Genomic DNA, 23,943 nt, shown 5'->3' on the forward strand with positions numbered 1-23,943 from the left:
AAACCTCACCGTTTCACCTCCCAGGTCGTCACCCGCTCGCCCGACTGCGGGTCCTTGCCGTCCTTGAGCTGGATCCCCTTGGCCAGCAGGTCGTCGCGAATCTTGTCGGCCTCGGCGAAGTTTTTGGCCTTAAGCATCGCCAGGCGGAGTTGAATGATCGATTCAACACTGGCCTCCAACGCCGCTGAAATCTCGACCTTTTTTGGCTTGACGCCGAGAAGCGCGGCACTCGCCTGGAAGCTTGCGGCCGCGGTGGGATCATTGGCTGCCTTCTGCGCCAGCGCGTGCAGCGCCTGGACGGCGGCGACCGTATTGAGGTCGTCGGCAAGGGCCGCAAGTACCGCCGGATCGACAGGCCCCTCGCCCGCCTCCTCTGCCGGCCAGCGGGCGAGCAGCCGCTCAGCCTCTTCCAGCCGCTTCACCGAGAAATCGATCGGCTCGCGGTAATGCGTCATCAGCATCGCCAATCGCAGCACCTCGCCCGGCCATTTGCGGCCACCGAAGGTTTCCGTGTGCAGCAGGTCGTGGATGGTAACGAAGTTGCCTTCCGACTTCGACATCTTGCGGCCTTCGACCTGGACGAAGCCGTTGTGCATCCAGACGTTCGCCATCACCTTCGTGCCGTGGGCGCAGCGCGACTGGGCGATTTCGTTCTCGTGGTGCGGGAAGATCAGGTCGAGCCCGCCGCCGTGGATGTCGAAGGTCTCGCCGAGGTAGGCGGCCGCCATGGCCGAGCACTCGATGTGCCAGCCCGGGCGTCCCCGGCCCCATGGGCTGTCCCAGCCCGGCTCTTCCGGCGAGGACAGCTTCCACAGCACGAAATCGCCTGGGCTCTTCTTGTGTCCCTCGACGGCAATGCGGGCGCCGGCCTGCTGCTCGTCGAGATTGCGCTTCGAAAGGTCGCCGTACTCGGACCAGGACGTGTCGAACAGCACCTCGCCGCCGGCCTGATAGGCATGGCCGCGCTCGATCAGCCGCTCGATCAGCGTGATCATGTCGGCGCGGCCATCCACCCGCTTCTCCACGAAATCGGTGGCGCGTGGCTCCTGCGTCGGCGGCAGGGTGCCAAGCATTGCAACGTCGCTGTGGAACTGGTTGGCGGTCTTCTCCGTCACCCGGCGGATCGCCTCGTTCAGCGTGATCGTTCCGGCCTTGATGTCGGCGCCGAAATCGCGCAACGCGCGGGCGTTGATCTTGTCGTCCAGGTCGGTGATGTTGCGCACATAGGTCACGTACTGTTCGCCATAGACGTGGCACAGCAAGCGGAACAGCACATCGAAGACGATGACCGGGCGTGCGTTACCGATATGGGCGAAATCGTAGACGGTCGGACCGCAGACATACATGCGGACATTGGTCGGATCGATGGGCTCGAAAGGCGCCTTCGACCGCGTGAGCGTGTTGTACAAGGTCAGGACCGGTTTGTCGGCCATCAAAAATCTCCCATGGGCAAGCGTCCGGTTGGCCCGGCCCGTTTGTCATCTGGGGATTTCAGGAGACGAAAACGGCCAAGCCAGCGGTGAGGCTAGCGAATAATGCTCCGGCAAATAATGCAGAGACCCGTTTTCATGGCAGGCTTTATCGCGCCGGTTTCATCGATGGTCAAGAGCACCCTGCGCCTCCTGCGACACACATCTTGATTTTATTTTGTGCGCACGCCCGTCACCCGCACCCGCCGCCGCCAATTCGTCATGATTGCAGCCTGTTTCCTCGGACGCGGATTCGCGGTCGCCAGACATAGGTTTGATGGCCTGTTTCCCCGGTGACACCCGTGCGGTGAGCGATGTGCGAAAGGATGTCACATGATCCTCCGAAGCGACCAAGGAAGAACGAAATGACGAAGACGAACAAGAAATCGAAATCCGGATGCGACCTCATCCATCGCTATCGGCCGCTGGGGCTGAAGGCGGTTCTCGCCGCGGCGCTGCAACTGAAGGCGCGCATGCGGGATTCGAACATACCGAACGCCTGACGAAAGCGGCGCAATTGGCAGCACGATGGCCGGCGTTGCCGGCCCTCCGCGAAAACGAAACCACCACAACCGAAGAATTATACTCTGAACAAGTTAATTTCTGTTAACAACCACATCCAAAGCGACAGCAGGACCCAACATAACTCGAATTTCTGGCGAACTTTGACCAAATTCATGTGCTAATGCAAAATAGAGATCCAAGATCCGTCATGAATATCTTGGTGCCGCCGTATTTGTTAATGGGAGTTAAACATGGGTACGGAACGAGCGAAGAAAACGACCGCGCATCTGGAGAGCTCCAAGCCGCTGGTGGAGCAGTACAAACCATTGGGATTGAAGGCTGTGCTTGCCGCCGCGAGCCAACGCAAGCCAGCGGTTCCAAGCGTCAGGCGGGAACTTCCGGCCGGCGTGAAGCTGGTGGACGCGTGAACTGTTGAGGGCCGCGGCTTGCGTTCGCGCGCTCCCGCCCCCTCAGAGCAGTGAAAGCTGGCCGGAATCGTCGTCCTTCGCGCGCTCTTTCCTTTGCGCGGAAGGGGGCGCAATCAGCGCCTCAGCCACCGGCTCCTGAATGTCGGGGTCGACATTCGCCACCTTGTTGACCTTATCGGATACCGGGATGGCCTCAAAGAATTCATCTTCCACCGGCGTCAGAAGATCGGCGACATTGCGCGGCTCCTGCGTCGTGCAATCCAGCCAGCGGGCAAAGTCCTCCGGGCGGATGACAACCGGCATCCGGTCGTGGATCCGGCCGATCGAACCATTGGCCCTCGTGGTCAGGATCGCGCCGGTGTCGATCTCGGACCCGTCAGCCGAAGACCAGGTTTCCGTCAGCCCAGCAAAAGCAACGATCCGCCCGCTTCGCGGCCGAATCCAGTAGGCTTGCGACTTTTCCCCTGTCTCCTTTGGCGGGCGACGCCACTCGTAGAAACCGGTCGCCGGCACCAGGATGCGGCGATGGCGCATGGCGGCCCGGAACGAGGCCTTGCCGATCGCCGTTTCGGCGCGCGCATTGATCAGAAGCGGAAACTCGCGCGGATCCTTCACCCACGACGGCGTCAATCCCCAGCGGACCAGAATCGCCTTGCGCTCCGGCAGATTGCTTCCCGGCAGCTGGCGATCGCCGGAGATAACAACGAGAATCGGCTGGGTCGGCGCAATGTTGTAGCGTGGCGGAAATTCCTCCACGTCCATGACATCGAGAAACTCCTCCAGCCGCGCCGCCGGCTCCGTCAATGCAAATCGCCCGCACATGATAACCGATCCCGCCTGCGGCGCACCGTCTCCCGCGGATGGGCAGCGGTACGCTTCATTTCAATACCGGATGCCGTTCGTTCCGCCGGCACGCCAGTCTGGAACAATCTACGGGGAGTACCTATAAAGGGTCAATGAACAGTCCGGATTCGCCGATGTCGCCCCAAGCAGCCTCCTCTGCCATTCTCGAGCGCGACGGCCGCTACCTGTTGGTGCTGCGGCGCAATCCGCCGGCGGCCGACATGTATGCCTTCCCCGGCGGCCGTGCCGAATCGGGCGAGACGCCGGCCGAGACGGCGCTGCGCGAGTTTGCTGAAGAGACCGGCATCGTCGCGCGCGAACCTCGCCTCTACGCCACCTACGACCTGAAGAGCAGCACGACCGGCAGCCACTATTTCCTGTCCGTCTTTCGTGTCGAAGCAGACCCCGACGCAGTCGCCGTCGCCGCCGATGACGCGGCCGATCTCGGCTGGTTCACGGCGGAGGAAGTCGCCACACTGCCCGCCCCAGAGAGCGTGCGCGACTGCATCCGCCGCCTAGAGGCTGATCGTGGGCAACAGGCTGCTGCACCATTTCACCGCGTCGGAATGAGCTAGGCACGATGGTGAAGCTTACCCACCTCGCCCTACTGCTGCTGTCCGTGACGTGGCCCGCCATGGCACAGGAAAAGCCTGGCGCCGCCCCCAACGCGGCCTCGACGGCCGAGCCTGCGCCGGAAAGCAAGCCCGCGCCCTATGACGCACGGCTGGAGCGGCTGTCGGAGATTCTCGGATCCGTCCACTATCTGCGCAACCTTTGCCTGAAGGACGGCGAGGACACTTGGCGGAAGGCGATGGAAGACCTCATTTCGATGGAAGCCGAAAACGAGCAGGCCCGCAAGGAGCGCCTCACTGCCGCCTTTAACCGCGGCTATCGCTCCTTCGCCTCGGTTTATGCCACCTGCACCGCGCAGGCCGTCGTCGCAGAAGAGAAATACCGTAACGAAGGTGCAACACTGGCCACCGAAATTACCGCCCGGTTCGGAAATTAGAGGATAATTAACCTCTTTTCGTCCTGCCCCGTGTCGTTTTGGGAAAAGGCTGATAAGGTTGTTAACAGTCTGGTAAAGAAGTAGATGCCGCGCATGGATCATATGATGGAACCTAGCCTCAACGATATCGACGAGATGATCGTGCATGAGAAGATGCAGGCCGCGCTGGAATACCAGAACGAGGCCTGGGCAGATGGCATGGCTGACGGCATCGAGCCGGAGATCATCGCCGACGCCGCTATCGCGCTGGCCATGCGCGAAACGATTCGCGTTCTCGGCGAACAAGGTGCCGAGGCCATGCTGCAGTCCCTGCGCGAGCGCATGCTTGCCGGCGAGTTCTCTCCTGAGCGCACGCTTCAATAGGGGCGAGATCGGGACAATGCACAGGTTCGTCGACCGCATCAGGCTGCTTCGCGGCAGCGTGTTCGCTGCTTCCTTCTTGTTGACGGTCACGGGAACACTAGGCCCAACTTCGCCTGCCTTCGCACTCAGCGAGTTGCAGCAGGTTCCCGGACAGCACACCGAAGACAAGTCGACGGAAACGCCCGCAGACGATGGCGCGGCGACCGAGACCGAGACCGTTCCGGACGAAGGCGCGCGGCGCCTACAACTGCCGATGCCCGATCCGCTGATTCGCAAGGACACGGCCGAGCAGGAGGCAGCGAAGCCTGAAACCGACAACACCGTTGACGAGCCTGAAACGCCGGTCGAAGTGATCTACGACATCGACAAGGCGCCCCAAGCCGTTCGCCGGATGCGCGAATTGATCGTCGAGGCCGCGGCATCCGGCGATATCGAGCGTTTGCGACCGCTGCTCGGCAAGGGACCGACACAGACGCAGGTTTCCGTCGCCGACGGCGATGACGACCCGGTCACGACTCTGAAAGGCCTTTCCGGCGATCCGGACGGCATCGAGATCCTGGCGATCCTGCTCGATGTTCTGGCGACAGGCTTCGTCAAGGTCGACGCCGGCACGCCGAACGAGACGTATGTCTGGCCGTATTTCACCGAAAAGTCGCTCGACAATCTGGCCCCGCCGGAAAAGGTGGAGCTTCTCCGCATCGTCACGGCAGGTGATTTTGCCGACATGCAGGAATTCGGCGGCTACAATTTCTATCGCATCGGCATCGCGCCGGACGGGCAGTGGAAATTCTTCGTCGCGGGCGATTGAGCCGGCTAGGTTCGCCCGCGGGCGCACACCATAGGCTTGGGCCTTGCGAAGCCTGATCCGACATTCTACCTCTCACTGAAATACATGATTTTGTGCGTGCTTCTTCGCGCCAACTGGGAACTGGATCAAACCATGCCTGCCGTCACACTTGCCGGACGCGCCCACATCACCGTTGCCGGCGGCGACGCCGAAGATTTCCTGCAGGGATTGATCACCTGCGACGTGGTCTCATTGCCGGAAGGCGCGGCCCGCACCGCCGCACTTCTGACGCCGCAGGGCAAGATCCTGTTCGATTTTCACGTCAGTCGCGTCCCTTCCGGCGGCTTTCTCATCGAGACGGCCGAAGAACAGCGCGAGGCGCTGGTCAAGCGTCTGGCCATCTACAAACTGCGCGCCGCCGTGGAGATTTCTCCCTTGGCGGAGACACACACGACCATCACCTGGGGCAGCGAGGGAGAAGGCGTCGTCGACGGTCGCTTCCTCAAGGCCGGACAACGGGTCCTGCGCCGGCCGGGCGCCGGCGGCAGCGATGAACCTGCCGCCTACGACGCGCTGCGGATTGCGCACGGCATCGTCGAATCCGGCCGAGACTTTGCCCTTTCGGACGTCTTCCCGCACGATATCCTGCTCGATCTCTCCGGTGGGGTTTCCTTCCGCAAGGGCTGCTTTGTCGGGCAGGAAGTGGTGTCGCGCATGCAACATCGCGGCACGGCCCGGCGGCGGCCGGTCATCCTTCGGGCAGCAGCGCCGCTTCCGGCACCCGGCGCGGAACTGACGGCCGAGGGCAAGCCGATCGGCACGCTTGGTACGGTTGTCGGGCAGGATGGCCTTGCCATCGTTCGCATCGACCGCGTCGCCGACGCCATGCGTGCGGGCGCGCCGGTTCTTGCCGGTGACGTCGAAGTCGAGGCGTGGCTTCCGGAATGGACAGGGCTCGATTTTCCCGGCGAATCCGAGGCACCGGCACAATGAGCGGCGCGGCACGGCCGAAGGCCGAGCCCCGGGCCTGGCAACGGATGCTGTCCGGACGCAGGCTGGATCTGCTCAATCCCTCGCCGCTCGACGTGGAGCTTTCCGACATCGCCCATGGGCTGGCGCGCGTCGCCCGCTGGAACGGCCAGACCTCCGGCGACCATGCGTTTTCCGTCGCCCAGCATTCGCTGCTGGTGGAAACGATTTTCCGCCAACAGAACCGCTGCACGCCGGACGATTGCCTGATGGCGTTGCTGCACGACGGGCCCGAATATGTGATCGGCGATATGATCTCGCCCTTCAAGGCCGTCGTCGGCGGCGGCTACAAGACGGTGGAGAAGCGGCTGGAGGCGGCCGTGCATCTGCGGTTCGGCCTGCCCGCGGAAACACCGCGCGCCCTGAAGGAGAAGATCAAGAAGGCGGACCGCATCGCCGCCTTCTTCGAGGCGACTGAGCTTGCCGGCTTCTCGCGTGTCGAGGCGGCGAAGTTCTTCGGCGAACCGCGCGGCGTGACGCTGGACCTGCTGACCATCACCCCAATGCCGGCCGTCGAGGCGCAGCGGCGGTTTGCCGAGCGCTTCGCGGCGATCGAGGCCACCCGTGCCGGCGCGGCCCTGGAGCCGCAGGCATGAGCAGGATCGTCGTCGCACCACTTTCGCGCATCGCCGAAATGGCCGTACGGAACCGATGCCGGGAGATGATCAGCCTCGTTGCGCCAAAACAGGATTTCCACCGCCCGGCGGTGATCGATCCGGCGCGTCATCTCGTGCTCGGCGTCAATGACATCGCCTTCGCCGGCACCGGCGATCTGGTTGCCCCTCAGGAAGCCCATGTCGAGGCGATCATCGCCTTCGCCCGGAACTGGGACCGGCAGGCGCCGCTGCTGATCCATTGCATGATGGGCGTTTCCCGCTCGCCGGCCGCCGCGTTGATCGCGGCTCTTGCAGTCTCTCCCGACCAGGACGATGATGCGATTGCACTTCGCCTGCGCGTCGCCTCGCGCCAGGCAACGCCCAACAGCCGAATCGTCGGAATTGGCGACGCGCTATTGTCACGCAACGGCCGGCTTGTTCGGGCGGTACAGCAGATCGGACGGGGCGCCGACTATGTCGGCGAGCAGCCATTTTTCTTCGACATCGAACCTGCAGTGACCGAAACAGACGCTGGAGCCGCCCCATGATCGTGCCGTCGCCATCGCCGCCCGTCGAAATCGGCCTTAACGCGGCAGTGGTGGCCATCTTCAATCGGGGACCAGCGATCCTGACTGTCGGAGGCGGGGCTGGCGAGCGTGAGGCCCTCCCCTTCGGCCCGTTTGAACCGACCCGGCATCGCACCTTTGAAACCAGCCTGCGCGCGAGCGTCGAGCAGCAGACGGCGCTCAAGCTCGGCTATATCGAGCAGCTTTACACCTTCGGCGATCGCGGTCGGCAGAAATCGCCGAGCGAAGCCGGTACGCACATGGTGTCGGTCGGCTACCTGGCGCTGACGCGCATGGATGCCGAGGCAACCGAAAGACTGGAGGCGACCGGCGCCCACTGGCGGGACTGGTATGCCTTACTGCCGTGGGAAGACTGGCGGCACGGGCGACCGGCCGTGCTTGACCAGACAATCATTCCCGCCCTGTCGGAATGGGCAGCGGCGAGTTGGCAGAACGATGGCAAGTCGCTTCCCAATCGCAGAACACGACTGAGGCTCGCCTTCGGACTCGACGACTTCCCCTGGGATGAGGAGCGGGTCCTGGAACGCTACGAACTACTCTATGAAGGCGGGCTTGCGGAGGAGGCGGTGACCGACGGCCGTGCACCCGGCAAGGCAGCCGTCGGCCTTGCCATGCAGCACGATCACCGACGCATCCTGGCGACAGCGGTTGCGAGGCTGCGGGCAAAGATCAAGTATCGCCCGGTCATTTTCGAGCTGATGCCGTCGGAATTCACGCTGACAGAACTGCAGGCGACGGTCGAGGCGATCTCGGGCCGCCACCTGCACAAGCAGAACTTCCGCCGCCTCGTCGAGGGAGCGGAACTGGTGGAGCCGACGGGAGGAACCACCTCGGCGACCGGCGGCCGTCCTGCGGCGCTGTTCCATTTCCGGAGGCAGATTCTGCAGGAGCGCCCAGCGCCGGGACTGAAGGTCGGCGGACGGTAGTCACACGCTGCCCCGATATGGCGCGTGCACGTTTTCTAAAGCGCGTCGCGATCTGTCAGATCGCTTGCCACGCTTTAGGTCCTTGTTCTTTCGCTGTCTTTGTCCCGAAACCGGTTCCCACTTTCGGGAGACATGCTTCAAGGAATGACCGCGCAGGCCACGCGATCGCCAGCCCCGCCGGCCGGATCGGTGCGATAGTCGTCCGACCCGCCGTGCACGACGACCGCCCGGCCACGAATGCCTCTCTCCTTGTCTTCGAGCAAGACAGACGCATCGAAGACCTGAGCCCGCAGGACGCCGTCGTCGCCGACATACTGGTTCGGCATGTCGCCGGCGTGGGGGCCCTCGGCGGAAAGAAATCCGTGCTTCTTGCCAAGGGGGTTGAAGTGGGCGCCGGCCGACTTGAAACCATCCTTCGGATCACAGGCACCCGTCTCGTGAATATGCAGGGCCACCCACTTGCGTGGCGGCAAGCCGGTGAGTTCCATTTCGAGCAAGACCCCGCCATCGCTCTCGGTCAGCAGGACGCGACCGATTTCGGATCCTGAGAGCCCGATGAAATCAGCCTTCACGGAATTGCCGTCCTGGGCGAAAGCGGATGCGGCGACGAAAATTGCCGCGGCGAATGGTACGATATGCCGGGTCATCTGACGTCCTTCCGATCTGGAGTGGAGACAGGACATGAACACACTCGGAGGCGGCGAGTTCCCCGAAAGCGTTCTTCAGCAGAAACTTATCGTACGACCACGTCCAGCCCGATGTCGAGCGTCGGCGCGGCCATCGTGATCTTCGAGGTGGAGATGTAGTCGACGCCGGTTTCGGCGATGGAGCGGATCGTCTTGAAATTGACGTTGCCGGACGCCTCGAGCTTCACCCGGCGCGGGTCGCCGACATAGTCGTCATCCGTCAGGCCGGCACAATCGCAGTTGATCTCGACGGCGCGGCGCAACAGTTCCGGCCCCATATTGTCGAGCAGGACGACGTCGGGAGCGGCCTCCAGCGCCTCCTCCAATTCCTCCAGCGTGGTCACTTCAACTTCGATCTTGACCAGGTGGCCGGCGAATTCACGCGCCGCACGGACGGCGCCGGCAATGCCGCCGGAAACGGCGATGTGATTGTCCTTGATCAGGATGGCATCATCGAGCCCGTAGCGATGTGACGAGCCGCCGCCCAAGCGCACGGCGTATTTTTCCAGCGCCCGCAGGCCGGGAATGGTCTTTCGGGTGCAGCAGACCCGCGCCGTGGTATGGGCGATCTCATCGGCGAAGGCGGCCGTGTAGGTGGCGACACCCGACAGATGCATGAGGAAGTTCAGCGCCACGCGTTCGGCCGAGAGCACGCCGCGCGCCGGCCCGGAAACCCGCGCAAGCACGGTGTCGGGCTCGACCCGATCGCCATCCCGTACCAGGGCCTCGAAGACGATCGCCGGGTCCATCAGCCTGAACGCGGCCGCCGCGAGCTCCATGCCGACGATCACGCCGCGCTCGCGCGCGTTCAGCTCCGCCTCCGCCATCATGTCGGCTGCGACCGTCGCCTGGCTGGTGATGTCGCCGGCGCGGCCAAGGTCCTCGACAAGAGCGGCGCGCACCTGATCCTCGATCAGGAACGGCGAAAGAACGGGAAGGTTTGGTGCTGTCATCGCTATTGTCCAATCTGCGGGCATCGTTCCAGCCCGCCGGTGCTTATGCCGCTGCCGTTTCCGCCAATTCGGCCACGACCTGGTCAGCCTCCGCAAGCGTTATGTAGGTGCGGTGCTTCCATTCCTTCCGCTGCTCGGGGAAATCGGCGCGGAAGTGACCGCCGCGGCTTTCCTCGCGCAGATAGGCACCCACCGCGATCAGCTTGGCCGTGGTGACGATGTTGTGGAAGCGCATCCGGCTGTTCTCGCGCTCGAGGCTGGCGATCGCTCGGATTGCCTCCTTCAGCCCGTTGCGATCGCGGATCACGCCGACCTGCGCGCTCATCAGCTTGCGCAGGGCCGTCAGCGCCGGGCTGTCTTCCACCGTCACCAGATCGTCGCTCTCGTCGGCCTTCTTGCCCCAGTCGCCGGTTTTCGGCTCCGGCAGCATGCCCTTGATATTTTCCGCGATGCGTGCAGCAAAGACAACGGCTTCCAGCAGTGAGTTCGACGCCAGCCGGTTCGCACCATGGACGCCGGTCGATGTCACCTCGCCGGCAGCCCAGAGCCCGTCCACCGAGGTGCGGCCCTCCGCATCCGTCAGCACGCCGCCCATGTGGTAATGGACCGCCGGGACGACTGGAATCGGCTGGGTCACCGGATCGATGCCGGCCGCCACGCAGGACGCGTAGACGGTCGGGAACATCTCGGGAAAATGCTTGCCCACCGCCTTGGTGCAGTCGAGGAAAGCACCGCGCCCGGCCTGCACTTCGGCGAAAACCCCTCGTGAGACAATGTCGCGGGGTGCGAGTTCGCCGTCCGGGTGAATGTCGAGCATGAAGCGGCGCCCGGCGGAATTGAGGAGTTGGGCGCCATCGCCGCGCAGCGCTTCCGTGGCAAGCGGCGCGGGGTCGCGACCGATGTTGATCGCCGTCGGGTGGAACTGGACGAACTCCGGATCGGCCATGATGGCGCCGGCGCGGGCGGCCATGCCCACCCCCTGGCCGCAGGCCTCCCACGGATTGGTCGTCACCGCGTAGAGATGGCCGACGCCACCGGAGCAGAGCACGACGGCGCGGGCCGGAAAATGCACGCGATTCTTCGACTGGCCGGCGTCGGGCCGGGCGATCACCCCGGAGACGAAGCGGCCTTCCCGCACCAGCTCTTCGACCACATAGCCTTCCAGCACGCGGATCGACGGTGTCTTGCGGACGGCGGCGATTAGTGCCTCCATGATCGCCTTGCCGGCCATGTCGCCGCGCACGCGCACGATACGCCGCTCCGAATGGGCCGCCTCGCGCGACAGGAGCAGCTTTCCCTCCAGGTCGCGATCGAACGGGACGCCGTAATCGAGCAGATCATGGATGCGCGCCGGCCCTTCGGAAACCATGAAGCGCGCCATTTTCTCGTCGACAATACCGGCGCCGGCTTCGATCGTGTCGGCGACGTGCTTCTCGAACGTGTCGCCGGCGCTCATCGCCGCGGCAATGCCACCCTGCGCCCAGGCCGACGAGGCGCCCTGACCGATCGGTGCAGCGGCAAGGATCGTCACCGGCCGGGGGCTGAGCTTCAGCGCGCAAAAAAGCCCGGCCAGCCCGCCGCCGACGATGACGATGTCGTCGATGGCGTTCCAGGAAAGGGGGCGAAAACTGTCGATCGGCATTCCATTCTCCTCCACGGACCGCCTCTTCCCTCCCCTTGTGGGGAGGGCAGCCCCTACTGCTTCAAATTCACCATCCGCTCGACGGCGAGACGGGCGCGATCGGCAATCGCAGGGTCGATCACCACCTCTTCCGTCATGTTCACCAGGCTGTCGAGAATTTTCGGCAGCGTGATGCGCTTCATGTGCGGACAGAGATTGCACGGCTTGATGAAATCGACGTCCTTCACCTCGGCCTGGATATTGGAGGCCATCGAGCACTCGGTGACGAGCAGCACGCGCGGCGGCCGCTTGTCCTTGACGTAGTTGATCATGCCCGAGGTGGAGCCGGAGAAATCACAGACGGCGATCACGTCCGGATGGCATTCCGGGTGGCCGATGATCTCGATCGACGGATCGGCTTCCTTGTAGGCGAGGAGCTCGGCCGGCGTGAAGCGCTCGTGCACTTCGCAATGGCCCTTCCAGGTCAGGATCTTCTTGTTCGTCTGCTTGGCGACGTTCATCGCCAGGTACTCGTCGGGAATGCAAAGCACCGTATCGCTTTCCAGGCTTTCCACGACGGCAAGGACGTTGGAGGAGGTGCAGCAGATATCGGTCTCCGCCTTTACCTCGGCAGAGGTGTTGACGTAGGTGACGACCGGCACGCCGGGGTAGCGCTCCTTCAGCAGCCGCACGTCGGCGCCGGTGATCGATTCCGAAAGCGAGCAGCCGGCACGAAGATCGGGAATGAGGACCGTCTTTTCCGGGTTGAGTAGCTTCGACGTCTCGGCCATGAAGTGGACGCCACACTGGACGATGATCTCTGCATCCACTTTCGTCGCGTCGCGGGCAATCTGCAGCGAGTCACCGACGATATCTGCAATGCAATGAAAGATCTCGGGTGTCTGGTAGTTGTGCGCGACGATGACCGCCCCGCGTTCCTTCTTCAGCCGGTTGATGGCATGGACATAGGGGGCGTAGACCGGCCACTCGATCGCCGGAATGAACTGCTTCACCCGCTCATACAGATGCTCGGTCTCGCGGGCGATTTCGGAGGTAAAGGAGAGGTCCGGCATCGCAAGAACGCCGAAGCGCTCGGCGGCGCTGCGTGGCGTGGTCCTGCCGACACTTGTGGCAGCGGTTCGGGTCATGCCCCCTCCCTTTCTACCGCCTTCAGGCGGCCGACTGTTTTGCTCATACTGAGCATAATTGGCACCCAACAAAACCGGCAGAGCCGGCTCGGCTGATTTAGAAATTTTTGTGACGCTTCGCAAGGGATCGCCCGCCATTTCCGGCGGGCAATTTTTGCCTCACGCCATCGCCGGGCGGCGGACGGCCTGTTCGCGGATCGGCCAGTGGACGATCGCCGCGAAGACGCCCAGCGCCACACCGAACCACCAGACCGGATCGTAGGTGCCGAAGTGGTCGTAGAGGTAGCCGCCCATCCAGACGCCGAGGAACGAGCCGATCTGGTGCGACAGAAAGACGACGCCGCCAAGGAGACCAAGGTGACGCGTGCCGAACATGATCGCCACCAGCGCGTTGGTCGGCGGCACGGTCGAGAGCCACAACAGCCCCATGACGATCGCAAACAGGATGACCGACAGCGGCGTCTGCGGCAGCAGGATGAAGGCAGCGACGGCGACGGAACGGGCGATATAGATCAGCGCCAGGAAGTAGGGCTTGGAATAGTGCTGGCTGATCACGCCGGAGGCGAGCGAGCCGATGATATTGAAGAAGCCGATCAGCGCCAGCGCAATCACCGCATAGCGCGCGTCGATGCCGATATCACCGATATAGGCGGGGAAGTGCGCGGTGATGAAGGCAACCTGATAGCCGCAGACGAAGAAGCCGGAGACCAGCAGCAGATAGCTCTTGTGGCCGAGCGCCTCTTTCAGCGCCTCGCCGATCGATTGCTTGTACTCCGCCTCCTTCTGCGTGCCGGAGGACGAGTTGCCCCGCAGCGGCATTGCAAACAGCGGAACGAGGAGCATCAGCACGCCGAGGATGACGAGGCTATCCGACCATCCGTAGGTCGAAATCAAACCCTGGCTCAGCGGCGCGAACAGAAACATGCCGGCGGAGCCGGCGGCCGTCGCGATGCCGAAGGCCATCGGGCGCTGCGCCGGCGTGACGTTGCGCGCGAACGCGGACAGCACCACGCCAAAGGAGCCGGCCGCCACGCCGAGACCGACGAGCACGCCGCCGCCGAGATGCAGCGTCAGGGGCGAGCCGCCGACAGACATCAGGAACAGGCCAGATGAGTAGAGAATGCCGGATAGCGCCAGCACGCGCCATGTGCCGAAGCGATCGGCGATCGCGCCGAAGAAGGGCTGTCCGAGACCCCAGAAGAGATTTTGGAAGGCCATCGCCAGACCGAAAGTCGTCCGATCCCAGCCGGTCTCCTGCAACATGGGAAGCTGGAAGAACCCCATGGCGGACCGCGGGCCGAAGGTGAACAAGGCAATGATGCAGCCCGCGCCGATGATCAGCCATGGCATTTGCGGGCGGCTGGTCGCGGCAACGGTGGTGGAAGGAGCAGACATGGGAATCTCCGGATGTTCGGGCGGCAAAAATAGCGGCCACGACCTATCCAAAAAAGTGAATAAATTTGACCGGCCGATCAGCGAAATTCATGCTGGAAATCGTTCAAGCAAACCACGGTGTCAGCCACGAACTTTCATCGGCCAGCGCCCGGCGCGCTGGCCGATGACGCTCACCGTGTCGCCAACCCGCAGCGTCCCCTCCCCGCGCGGCACCGCATTCCAGCCGAACAGCACGCCGGCGACGCGACGGTCCGCCGACATGCGCTTTTCGGCTAGGCCCTGGATCGGGTTGCCGCCGATGCGCTCGCCGGTCATCTGATCCTGCGTGGTCATGATGCAGCGAGAGCAGGGCTTGACGAGATCGAAGACGAGGCCGCCAATCTCGACTGCCTCCCACAGGTCTTCGTCCCACGCGCCGTCGTGGTCGATCAGGATATTGGTGCGGAAGCGATCCATGCCGACCGGCTCCTGACCCTTCTCGACAAGCGTTCGGTTGAGATCAGCGAGCGAGCCGGTGGTGGTGATGAGGACCGGAAAGCCATCGGCAAACCCGACCGGCGCCGGCTGGCCAGCCCACGTCTCTCCCTCGTAGCGGCGCGAAAGCGCATCCATGTGGACAAGCCGGACATCGCGACCGAGCCAACCGGAGAGGGCCGAGTTGGCGGCATCGTCGGCAAGGGCCGCATCGACAGAACTGTCCCAGACCGTGACCTGCAGCCGGCGCGCGGGATCGAAGCCGGGCACGATCTCCCGCCCCTGCATGACGAGGCGAACCGTGCCGTCCAGTGGATAGGCTTCCACCTGCGCCAGAAGCTGCAGCTCCCGTTGCGTGATGAAGCGGCCATCCGGATCGGTCACCATGAAGCGGCGATCGTCCGCGAAACCGTCGAGGCGCACCGAAACCTCGGCCTTGGCGATGGCGCGTCCGCTTTTCAGCGGGTGGATGTTCAGGGCGGCGACGGTCATAGGCTTCATAGGCTGCGTCCGGTTCCTTGGAAGAGGTCCCGCACCTTTAGCTGATCGGCGACGATGCTGGAACTGGTCGCGGAACGCTGAAGTACTTTAGGTTGCTACCCGCGCAGAGAAGCCCGGCCGACATCGAGACCGTGATTCTTGTCGCGCCTTCCAAAAACCACCATCGGCCGGCGCAGCAGGCCGCGTCTCAACCGGCTGGCCCGCCAGAGGTCGCCGACCACACGCCGCCCCGGTGCCTCGATCACGCTATAGCTGACCCAGGCGGCAAGGAGGGCGGTGACGAGCGTCAGAACGGCCAGGACCGGCAAGGGCAGCAATGCAGAGAACGTCTGGCGCGTCAGGAACATGACCGGAACATGGAGAAGATAGAGCGAAAAGCTCGTCACGCCGAGGAAACGCAGCGGCTCCGAGGAAAGCACGCGCGCCGTCAGTGGATGCTCACGCGCGACCAGCGCGACGATCAGCGCGGATGCCAGCGCCGTCGGAAGGCCCCAGAAAGGCTCGCCCACAACCGTAACCATATGCTTGTAGCTGAAGAAGACGATGAGAAGAACGACCGCCATGACGCCAACCAGCACCGACGGCGGACGATCGGCCAGGGCGGTGTGAAGTCGCCCAGCAACAACGCCGAAGAGGAAATAGGGCAGCTTGGCGTGCAGCAGGATCCCCGGCCCCGGAAAATCGAGCAGGCTGACAACGGCGACCACCCCCATCAGGCCGAAGCCGATGACCTGGTAGCGGCGCGGATCGCTCAGGAACAGCCAGATCACCGGAAAGGCGACGTAGAACTGGATTTCCGGCGGAACCGACCAGAAAACGCCGCTCTTGCCAAGCAGCATCACATGCAGCGCAAAATCCAGCAGGCCTTCCATCGGCTGCGGATAGCCAAGCTGTGTCACCGTCGACAAAACCCCGACGAGACAGACGGCTGCGAGGTAGACTGGGTAGATCCTTGCGAATCGACTGACGAGAAAGTCACCTACGCTCTGACGCGTCACCGGGCGGCGGCCGTAGAGATAGGCCATCAGGAAGCCACTCAGCGCGAAGAAAATGCCGACGGCCTCGGTGCCGATATCGAGATAGGGAAGCGCTCCGAATTCGGGAAAGATCAGGGTGATGTGCGACACGAGGACGATGGCCGCCGCGAGTCCGCGCAGTCCGTCAAGACTTCCGATGTGACCTGGCCCGTTCATCCTGCCCGCCGCCTGCCCCGTTGCTGGTATTCAGGGCGGCAGATGATGGCTCATCACCGGTTTATGGCGCGTTAAGCCGACGCGCATCAGGCTCCCGGCGGCGCGGTGGTTGCACGCTCCCCGTCCCGCCTGGACAGGATCTTCTGGTAGAACAGGCCGATGCCGATCAGCACCGCCCCGAGGCCGATGAAGGACAGCGCGCGCAGGATGCCTTCGAGGTTGGCCATGTCGAAGAGGAAGACCTTGATCACGGCGATCAGCACCAGGGCCGCCGACGCGAGGCGGAGGCTCTTGGCATCGAAACGCGAACCGAGTGCCAGCAGCGCCACCCCGAGCAGCAGCCAGACGACGGAATAGGTGTAGGCCTCGCCCTGCAGGAAGCCTTTCCAATCGGCAATCCCCTCGCCGTGCCAGTAGCGGCGCACGGATAGCGAAAGCCAGGCGAAGATGAGCGCGGCCCCGGTCAGCGCCAGCAGCATGACATAGGGCGCCGGCCGCCTCCCACGCGCGTACCAGGCGAGCCCGGCAAAGGCGAGGCCCGGCAGCAGATAGCCGATGAGCAGCAGGTTGAAGAACGGCCGGCGGCCGGTCAGTTCGCCGGTGAAATACGGGTTGAGCGCGACGAAATGCGCCATCAGGATCGACAGCATCGAAAGAACGCCGATCACCATCGACCCGTAGCGGAAGACCGGGCTCGGCGATTTCACATCCAGGGTCATGAAAACGGCCGAGGCACCGGCGGCAAGCAGCGTGTAGATCGACTGCTCGCCGAGCGTCGGCACGGCGCTGTCGAGCACGCCGCCGTTCATCGCGTGACGGACGAGGATGGAGATCGCCAGCAGGATTAACAGGCTCGCCAATGCCTGCAGGAGATTGCGCACCCGCGCGTGCGGCCAGCGGCGCAGCTCGTAGGCGGCAATCGCAAGCAGCAGCGCGGGCCCGCCATAGCCGGCAAGGAGCTGGTTGAACAGCGGCGTCCTCGACAGGTTGGCGGCGCCCACGACCGTCGGCTCCCAGGCAATGCGAACCGCCACGACAAGGGCGGCGCCCACCATCATCCAGGGCAGCACCGGCCAGGGACGAAGCCGCGTCGCAAACACCATGGCGAGACCGAGGACGGCGACGAGCAGCGTCGTCGCCAGGCCGTCGGTCAAGGCAAACAGCGCCAGCACGAGAAAGGCGAAGCCGCCTGTCACCAGCGACCACTGCGGAATTTGTCCGCTCCGATCGGCGGACCCGCGCGAAAAAACCTCGGCCCCGGCGAAGTAAGCCAGGCCGATCACGAGCGCGAGAAAGCCATGCTTGAGGTCGAACGACAGATTGCCGAAGGCGAGGAAGCTCACAGCCATGATGGCAATCGGAAAAATGGCGATCAGCACGCTCCAGAGTGCCGCATAGGCCGGCGCGCTCTCCCGCCACCTCCACAGCGCCGCGGCGCCGATCGCCGCCAAGCCCGCGGCAAGCAGCAGGATGAGGTTGATGGCGTGCGCACCTGCCATTGCCTGCTGCGAAGTTGCGGTCTCGAACCCTGCCGATCGATCCAGGAGGCCGATGGCGAAACCGGCAACATCAGCAATGACCATCGTGCCGGACAAGGCGCACAGAGCGCCCAGAACCGCCGGATAAAGCGCCCAGGATCGCACGGCGCCAACCGCCGCCAGCCCCAACACGAGCACCACAAATCCCGCCAAAGCCGTGGCCGGGATCGGATAGAGGAACGCGAGGATGATCGCCGGCACGACGGTCGCCAGGGCCGCGCTGAGGGACACCGTTGCCCAGGCGGGGGCAAGCCACCGCTGCCATCGCGCGGCAACCGGTTCGGAGGTGCCCACCGCCGTTGCCGTGTCGGAGGCTGGCGCTTCGCCCTCACCGTCGGCTGCGTCCGTGTTCCCCTGCCCGACCGACGTGTGCGTGACATCCCCTGCCACGCGCCCGGAGCCCGGCCAGACGAACGCGGTTCCCGCCAGCATGATGCAAAGCGCCAGCGTTAGCGGCAATGTCGCGAGCGGTTCTGCTGCGGCGAGATAGAGGATCGCCCACAGGCCGAGACCCGCATTGGCGAGCGTCGGAACGACCTGCCAGCGGCGCAGGCGCGAGGCGGTGATCGTGGCGAGCCAGGTCAGGGACAGATAACCGAACAGCCGCCAGGGGTCGGGCTCGGGTGCCGCGACCAAAAGCGGCGTCACCATCGAGGCGAGCAGGCCGAGACCGGCGAGCGCCTGGCCGTGCAGCAGCGAAAGCGCGATCGTGGCAAAGGCAACGGCGGCAAGCAGCAGGAATGCGACCGGCGCGCCGAAGTACGCATAGACGCCATGGGCGGCATAGGTAACCCCGAAAAGGGTGAGTGCACCGGCGGCAGTCAGAATCCCGGGGACCATGGCGTTCTGGAAGGCGTTGGCGATCAATGGCTGCGTGCGACGGCGGATGAGCTCGCCTGCGGCAATCAGCACGAGGCCGAACAGGGCGGCGAGCGACAGGCGCACCGCCGGGCTGAGCAGGCCGCTCTCGATTGCGTATTTCACCATGAAGATGCCGCCGAGTGCGAGCGCCAGCCCTCCGACCCAGACCGCCCAGCGCGCGCCGATGCGGCTTTCAAGGCTCTCGCGCACCGGCGCCGTCTGAGCGGTAGCGGGCTGGACCAGCCCGTTGGCCCCATCGATCGTCATTGCGCGGCCAGTGTCGGCAGTTGCAACGTCGCCGGCCTGCACGGCCGCAGCGTCTCCGGGTTGCGATAAGGGCGCCCCGCTTGTCGCGCCTGCCGCCGACCAGGGGCTTGCAAACGGTGCTTCAGCCTCCTGCAGCACGCCATCTGCAGTAACCGCTTCGACCGCCTCGGCGGCTGCTTGAGAAGTGGCAGGCACAACGCCACCGACCTTCAGGGCCTCGATCTCCTGCCGCAGTTTCTGAATCTCTTCAGTGAGTTTCGCCGCGTTCTTGCGGGTCTTGTTCATCACGGTGATCGCAAGCACGATGGCGACCAGGGCCAGTATTTCCGCCATGACTTCTCCGCTTGTCCGGGGCGACCGCCGTCACCGGCGCACGCTGTTCATCTGATCATGCGGGAGCAGGTGCGCAACCTCAAGGGGCGGTATTTTGCCGGCATCGCGCGTGGCATGGCGTTGCAGTCGCCGTCAGCGCATCAGGTTGGCGATCGGGAAGATGGTGCAGGTCTCCGTACCATGCGCGAGCAGCTTGCCGTTCTTGTCGCGCAGCCACGCCTCGGACGTGGCGATCGTGCGGCCGCGGTGCACGATCCGTCCTTCACAGAACACCTCGCCCATCCCCGGCAGAACGGGACGGACTAGGTTCACCTTGAATTCGACAGTCGTATAGGCCTCGCCCGGCAAAGTCGTGGCGAAGACGGCACAACCGAGCGCCGAATCCATCACCGTAGCGGTCCAGCCGCCATGCACGGTTCCGAGCGGATTGAGGTGTTCCTGCGTCGGGTATCCCTTGAAGACGACTCGCCCTTCCTCGACTTCTGCCAGCGTGAATTTCAGCGTCTTCGCCATCGGCGGCGCGGGCAGCTCGCCGGCGAGCATCGCCTGAAGGACCTTCAGTCCGCCGTCGCGCGCGACCACGTCCAGGGGCAGAGTGCCGACACCGGCAACGCTCAGTCCCGGGTAGAGTTCGATATTCATGAAGTCATCTCCGAAGGGGGAACGACGGCAAGCGCCTTCAGCGTCGCCTGGATAAAGCCGTCGCGTGCGCTGGAAAGCTGCAGCCCGCGCGGCTCGCAAACATACCGGTTGAGAAAGAAGGCGGTCAGCCGAAAACCATCGGATAACGCCTGCTGGTCGGCTGCCTTGCTGGCCTGCGTACCGAGAAAGGCCGGTAGCGCCAGCATCTTGTCGGCCCACGGCGCGCCGGCATCGCGGCTGACGGCACGACCCGATTTCGGCGACACGAAGACGAGATCTTCGCTCCTTTCGGTCGCGGCGCATCGGGCGAGGTCCAGCCCGAAGCCGAGATCCTCGAGCACCGCCAGTTCGAAGCGGACGAAGAGCTCGCCCGCATCCCTTGGATCCTCCAGATGCTCCAGGATGACGCCAAGCATCTCGAACAGATGCGGATGGGGATCGCGCTCAGGCAGGAAACGCAGCACTGCGGCCATGGCCTGCACGCCATAGACGGCGGTCGCCGTCTCCATCAGTTGACCGGCGCGCAACTGCAGCGGCTCCATGCGGAACTCGCCGAGATGCTCGTCGAGCCGCGCCCGCCAGGTCACCTCCACCGAATTGCCGGGCTGCAGCACCGGCTGCATCGTCCGCGAGCGCCCCGAGCGGACGACGCCCAGGTGCCGACCGTGCGCGCGCGTCATCACCTCGGCGATCACCGAAGTCTCTCCGTGACGGCGCACGCCAAGCACAACTGCCTCGTCGCTCCATTGCATGGCAAAGCCATACGCCCCACCGGTGGCAGGGGCAAGCATGGAAGCCTGTGGAAGACTGCGGCCGCGCCCCGCCAATGCGTGACCTTTGCGCCACACTGCGCCACGCCGGGGATACCTGCCGCATTTTCGCTCTCTTCTTGCCGCGCCACCGTCAGAATTGGCTTTAGAAGAGGCGCGAAGGACTCGAACGTCCGGTATCGAAAAACGAACAGCAGGTCAGTTCATTATGTGTGTGTCCGCGATCCGTGCAGTTGCTTGCGCGCGTCCCCTCGCCCTCCTCTTGCTTTCCCTGGCGCTTGCGGGCTGCGTCACTGCAAAACCAGTGAAGAAGGGACCGGATCCGATGCATCTGGCGATGTACGGGCCGCAGCCAGAGGAAAAATTCCCGCTGCCGGCAATGGACATCGCCGGTGTTAACCCGAAATATTTCCGCCAGCAGGTCGCCTATCCGACCGGCGAGGTGCCCGGCACGATTGTCATCGATACCCAGAACCGCTTCCTCTATCTGGTGCAGGAGAACGGCATGGCGATGCGCTACGGCATCGGCGTCGGCAAAGCCGGGCTGGAGTTCGAGGGAACGGCGCGGATCGGGCGCAAGGCGGAATGGCCGCGCTGGACGCCGACGCCGAACATGATCAAGCGCGAGCCCGAGCGCAACGCTAAATGGGCCGGCGGCATGGAACCCGGCCTGACCAATCCGCTCGGGCCGCGCGCGCTCTATCTCTTCGAGGGCGGCAACGACACGCTGTTCCGCATCCACGGAACCTCCGAGCCGTGGTCGATCGGCAAAGCGGTCTCAAGCGGTTGCATCCGTCTGTTCAACCAGGACATCATCGACCTCTACGGCCGCGTGCCGACCGGCAGCCGCGTCGTCGTGCTGCAGCACGAGGCGCCGATGGACGTTCCGGCCAGCGGAATGCCGATGGCGAATGCCACCAATTACAGCACGGCTCCCGCCGCGCTGTAATTGCCGACGTGACCCGACGCGAACGACGCGTCGGGCATAGCTCGATCCCGGATTCCACGGGTCCTGCCTAGACGAAATCCTGCTGCTCGGAGGCGACGACGCCCTTGAGCTCGCTCGGGTAATAGCCGTGGCGCAGGTTGATGCCGTATTCGAGATAGGCTTTCATGCAGGCGAGCATCTGCGACCAGCCCTCGCAGTTCATGTAGGACGATTTCTGGCCGCGGGCGTTCTCGCGCCAGCCGGTTTCGGCAATCGTCACCATCGTGCCGCCGTCCTCCAGCGGCGCGAATCGCATCTCGACGCACGTCTTGTAGGGCGCCTCCCCCTCGTCCACCATGGCATCCCAGCGGAAGACAATCCGGGAATTTTCCTCAACCTCGTCGACGATCACCGGGGCCATGCCCCACCACGTCACCGTCGTGCCAGCGACGAGCGGCGCACTGGCGCCGCCGATCGTGGTGAAATAGCCGCTCAACTTCTTCGGATTGACGACGGCATCGAACACATCAGCCACTGGCTTGTCGATCCGTCCGTTTACGCGAAATTCCAGCGCCATGCCGTCCTCCTTCGCTTGTCCAAGTCAGAATTATGTTATATTTTTATAACATGTCAAGCGAATCGAACGAGGATGCCGTCTTCAAGGCACTGGCGAACGCCAGGCGCCGGCAGATGCTGGACGCGCTCAAGGACGCGCCGCAGACGACCGGCGCGCTGTGCGAAGCCTTTGCCGAGATGGACCGCTGTACGGTGATGCAGCATCTGAAAGTGCTGGAAGACGCCGGGCTGGTGATCGTGCGCCGCGAGGGCCGCGAGCGCTGGAACCATCTCAACGCCCTGCCGATCAAGGCGATTCACGACCGCTGGATCAGCCAGTATGCCGGCCACGCGATGAACGTGCTCGAGGCGCTGAGAGAAGAGATTGAGAGATAGGCTGGCTTACTAGCGGCCAACCCAAGCCCAACCAGGACCCACCCTCAATGAGAAGTTGCGCAGAAGCCACAAAACAGCAACTTTCATCTTCCGGATGTGTCAGGGGACTCCATTTCGAGCCGATCATTTGTTATCGCTTTGGCTGAAGAGCATTGGCGCATCGAGGTCAACTTTGCCTAAGTAAACACCGGTCTCAATCCAGTTTCACCCGTACTGCCGGATAGCAACACGCTGTCGGCGTATGAACGTGTTCATCGGGTGGTGGCAAGAGACCGGTTTGGCATTGTTGGAATGTGCCATGTGCATCTCCGCTGTCTCAGCTCTTCAGCCGCCCGAAACAACGCCACACCGTGCCCGAAAGGGTCTTCTTATGCACCATCTTGGTGGACTTCCGAACGGAAGACCAAGACGATATGTGCAATATACTTCGGGTCCGATGGACCATCGTTCCTAAGACAGCTCCCCAGCCCTGGATTGCGTGCAGCGGATGTGGAGGCCTGAGGGCCTTCCAATCCAGCGGCAAAATCCGGCTCAACGCCAACGGCCGCAAGCTTGATGCGTGGCTCATCTACAAGTGCTTGATCTGCGAGAAAACGTGGAACCGGCCGCTCTTTGAGCGGCAGAACGTCCGCGACATCAATCCTGCGGTCCTCGAGGCGCTGCAGTCCAACGATCCGCAATGGATTCGGACGGAAACGTTCAACCTCGAAGCACTGCGGCGCAAGTCGCAGCTCGTCGATGAATTTTCTGAGTTTGATACCGAAAAGGAGATACTGCGCGAAACTCGCAATTGGACGAAACTGGAAATCGAACTAGTCGTTCCGCTTCCGCTCAACACACGCCTTGACCGTCTGCTGGCGTCCGAGTTGGGCGTCTCGCGCGCACGGCTCGTAGCGCTTCACGACAAAGGCACACTTTGGATCAAGTCGGATCGCGTCGACATTTTGCGGCGGCGTGTCAGATCTGGCACCCAGGTTTCGATTGATCTCTCCACCGAGGCCGAGCGAGAGCAATTGTGGCGACCGCTGGCGACGGGTAGCCCGCTATAAATTGCGTCACGGAGGCTTGAGAAACAGGCCTTCGTGAGTTCACGTTTCCTGCTCGGCCACGTTCTAGCCTGTCGTTGTATCGCGGGACGCAA

The 23,943-nt window shown here is 63.7% G+C and carries 26 protein-coding genes; 13 read left to right on the top strand and 13 right to left on the bottom strand.

Features of this window, described 5'->3' with window-relative positions; genetic code table 11:
• Window positions 1-5 precede the first annotated feature (5 nt).
• A complete protein-coding gene (cysS, locus tag AC1DDS_RS00965) occupies window positions 6-1,433 on the bottom strand; it encodes a cysteine--tRNA ligase (protein ID WP_477477191.1) in 1,428 nt (475 codons plus the stop codon).
• A 401-nt stretch (window positions 1,434-1,834) separates the two neighbouring features.
• On the opposite strand from cysS, the gene AC1DDS_RS00970 reads away from it, so the two are divergent.
• Together AC1DDS_RS00970 and AC1DDS_RS00975 are read left to right on the top strand one after the other, a co-directional pair.
• The gene (locus tag AC1DDS_RS00970) at window positions 1,835-1,972 is read left to right on the top strand and encodes a hypothetical protein (protein ID WP_310418289.1); all 138 of its coding nucleotides are present in this window, start codon (window positions 1,835-1,837) and stop codon (window positions 1,970-1,972) included.
• A gap of 252 nt (window positions 1,973-2,224) precedes the next feature.
• A complete protein-coding gene (locus AC1DDS_RS00975) occupies window positions 2,225-2,401 on the top strand; it encodes a hypothetical protein (protein ID WP_310418286.1) in 177 nt (58 codons plus the stop codon).
• A 42-nt stretch (window positions 2,402-2,443) separates the two neighbouring features.
• Here the strand turns inward: AC1DDS_RS00975 and AC1DDS_RS00980 are convergent, their stop codons facing one another.
• Window positions 2,444-3,223, bottom strand: a complete 780-nt coding sequence (locus tag AC1DDS_RS00980; protein WP_477477192.1) for an SOS response-associated peptidase — start codon at window positions 3,221-3,223, stop codon at window positions 2,444-2,446.
• Between the two features lie 155 nt (window positions 3,224-3,378).
• Here AC1DDS_RS00980 and AC1DDS_RS00985 point away from each other — a divergent pair, with 155 nt between their 5' ends.
• From AC1DDS_RS00985 to AC1DDS_RS01020, 8 genes are all read left to right on the top strand, one after another.
• Complete coding sequence (locus AC1DDS_RS00985; RefSeq protein WP_477477193.1) at window positions 3,379-3,819, top strand: NUDIX domain-containing protein; 441 nt, start codon at window positions 3,379-3,381, stop codon at window positions 3,817-3,819.
• Between the two features lie 5 nt (window positions 3,820-3,824).
• Window positions 3,825-4,253 carry a TIGR02301 family protein gene (locus tag AC1DDS_RS00990; RefSeq protein WP_477477194.1) on the top strand — a complete coding sequence of 143 codons (429 nt, stop codon included), beginning with the start codon at window positions 3,825-3,827 and terminating at the stop codon, window positions 4,251-4,253.
• Between the two features lie 93 nt (window positions 4,254-4,346).
• A complete protein-coding gene (locus tag AC1DDS_RS00995; RefSeq protein ID WP_310418280.1) occupies window positions 4,347-4,616 on the top strand; it encodes a hypothetical protein in 270 nt (89 codons plus the stop codon).
• A 16-nt stretch (window positions 4,617-4,632) separates the two neighbouring features.
• Window positions 4,633-5,424: a hypothetical protein gene (locus AC1DDS_RS01000; RefSeq protein WP_477477195.1), complete on the top strand. Its 792-nt coding sequence runs from the start codon at window positions 4,633-4,635 to the stop codon at window positions 5,422-5,424.
• Between the two features lie 132 nt (window positions 5,425-5,556).
• Complete coding sequence (gene ygfZ / locus AC1DDS_RS01005) at window positions 5,557-6,396, top strand: CAF17-like 4Fe-4S cluster assembly/insertion protein YgfZ (RefSeq protein WP_477477196.1); 840 nt, start codon at window positions 5,557-5,559, stop codon at window positions 6,394-6,396.
• Entirely contained in the window at window positions 6,393-7,028 is a 636-nt protein-coding gene (locus tag AC1DDS_RS01010) for an HD domain-containing protein (protein WP_477477197.1), read from the top strand. The genes ygfZ and AC1DDS_RS01010 overlap by 4 nt, the downstream gene beginning before the upstream one ends.
• Window positions 7,025-7,576 (top strand): tyrosine phosphatase family protein, encoded by a 552-nt coding sequence (locus AC1DDS_RS01015; RefSeq protein ID WP_310418268.1) that lies wholly within the window; start codon window positions 7,025-7,027, stop codon window positions 7,574-7,576. Before AC1DDS_RS01010 ends, AC1DDS_RS01015 begins: the two co-directional genes overlap by 4 nt.
• Entirely contained in the window at window positions 7,573-8,541 is a 969-nt protein-coding gene (locus tag AC1DDS_RS01020; protein WP_477477198.1) for an NUDIX hydrolase, read from the top strand. The genes AC1DDS_RS01015 and AC1DDS_RS01020 overlap by 4 nt, the downstream gene beginning before the upstream one ends.
• A 137-nt stretch (window positions 8,542-8,678) precedes the next feature.
• On the opposite strand, the gene AC1DDS_RS01025 is transcribed toward AC1DDS_RS01020, so the two are convergent.
• The 10 genes from AC1DDS_RS01025 to recO all read right to left on the bottom strand — a co-directional run bounded on the left by AC1DDS_RS01025 (window position 8,679) and on the right by recO (window position 20,905).
• Window positions 8,679-9,188: a superoxide dismutase family protein gene (locus tag AC1DDS_RS01025; RefSeq protein ID WP_477477199.1), complete on the bottom strand. Its 510-nt coding sequence runs from the start codon at window positions 9,186-9,188 to the stop codon at window positions 8,679-8,681.
• Between the two features lie 86 nt (window positions 9,189-9,274).
• On the bottom strand, window positions 9,275-10,180 hold the full coding sequence (gene nadC, locus AC1DDS_RS01030) for a carboxylating nicotinate-nucleotide diphosphorylase (protein ID WP_477477200.1): 906 nt from the start codon (window positions 10,178-10,180) through the stop codon (window positions 9,275-9,277).
• A 43-nt stretch (window positions 10,181-10,223) separates the two neighbouring features.
• A complete protein-coding gene (locus tag AC1DDS_RS01035; RefSeq protein WP_477477201.1) occupies window positions 10,224-11,822 on the bottom strand; it encodes an L-aspartate oxidase in 1,599 nt (532 codons plus the stop codon).
• Window positions 11,823-11,875: 53 nt separating this feature from the next.
• Complete coding sequence (nadA, locus tag AC1DDS_RS01040) at window positions 11,876-12,949, bottom strand: quinolinate synthase NadA (protein WP_477477202.1); 1,074 nt, start codon at window positions 12,947-12,949, stop codon at window positions 11,876-11,878.
• A 159-nt stretch (window positions 12,950-13,108) separates the two neighbouring features.
• On the bottom strand, window positions 13,109-14,344 hold the full coding sequence (locus AC1DDS_RS01045) for an MFS transporter (protein WP_477477203.1): 1,236 nt from the start codon (window positions 14,342-14,344) through the stop codon (window positions 13,109-13,111).
• 120 nt (window positions 14,345-14,464) lie between these two features.
• Complete coding sequence (locus tag AC1DDS_RS01050) at window positions 14,465-15,310, bottom strand: MOSC domain-containing protein (protein ID WP_477477736.1); 846 nt, start codon at window positions 15,308-15,310, stop codon at window positions 14,465-14,467.
• 104 nt (window positions 15,311-15,414) lie between these two features.
• A complete protein-coding gene (locus AC1DDS_RS01055) occupies window positions 15,415-16,512 on the bottom strand; it encodes an acyltransferase family protein (protein ID WP_477477204.1) in 1,098 nt (365 codons plus the stop codon).
• A gap of 86 nt (window positions 16,513-16,598) precedes the next feature.
• A complete protein-coding gene (locus AC1DDS_RS01060; RefSeq protein WP_477477205.1) occupies window positions 16,599-19,511 on the bottom strand; it encodes a DUF2339 domain-containing protein in 2,913 nt (970 codons plus the stop codon).
• Window positions 19,512-19,643: 132 nt separating this feature from the next.
• Entirely contained in the window at window positions 19,644-20,153 is a 510-nt protein-coding gene (locus AC1DDS_RS01065; RefSeq protein ID WP_477477206.1) for a PaaI family thioesterase, read from the bottom strand.
• Window positions 20,150-20,905, bottom strand: coding sequence for a DNA repair protein RecO (recO, locus tag AC1DDS_RS01070; RefSeq protein ID WP_477477737.1), 756 nt, complete (start codon window positions 20,903-20,905; stop codon window positions 20,150-20,152). Before recO ends, AC1DDS_RS01065 begins: the two co-directional genes overlap by 4 nt.
• A gap of 226 nt (window positions 20,906-21,131) precedes the next feature.
• Here recO and AC1DDS_RS01075 point away from each other — a divergent pair, with 226 nt between their 5' ends.
• Window positions 21,132-21,872: a L,D-transpeptidase gene (locus AC1DDS_RS01075; RefSeq protein WP_477477207.1), complete on the top strand. Its 741-nt coding sequence runs from the start codon at window positions 21,132-21,134 to the stop codon at window positions 21,870-21,872.
• Window positions 21,873-21,939: 67 nt separating this feature from the next.
• Here AC1DDS_RS01075 and AC1DDS_RS01080 read toward each other — a convergent pair whose 3' ends face one another.
• A complete protein-coding gene (locus AC1DDS_RS01080; RefSeq protein WP_477477208.1) occupies window positions 21,940-22,428 on the bottom strand; it encodes an SRPBCC domain-containing protein in 489 nt (162 codons plus the stop codon).
• Window positions 22,429-22,478: 50 nt separating this feature from the next.
• On the opposite strand from AC1DDS_RS01080, the gene AC1DDS_RS01085 reads away from it, so the two are divergent.
• Together AC1DDS_RS01085 and AC1DDS_RS01090 are read left to right on the top strand one after the other, a co-directional pair.
• Window positions 22,479-22,802, top strand: a complete 324-nt coding sequence (locus AC1DDS_RS01085) for an ArsR/SmtB family transcription factor (protein ID WP_477477209.1) — start codon at window positions 22,479-22,481, stop codon at window positions 22,800-22,802.
• Between the two features lie 413 nt (window positions 22,803-23,215).
• Complete coding sequence (locus AC1DDS_RS01090) at window positions 23,216-23,851, top strand: DUF1062 domain-containing protein (protein WP_477477210.1); 636 nt, start codon at window positions 23,216-23,218, stop codon at window positions 23,849-23,851.
• Window positions 23,852-23,943: the final 92 nt, after the last annotated feature.

The organism is Mycoplana sp. 10N416 (assembly GCF_056394765.1).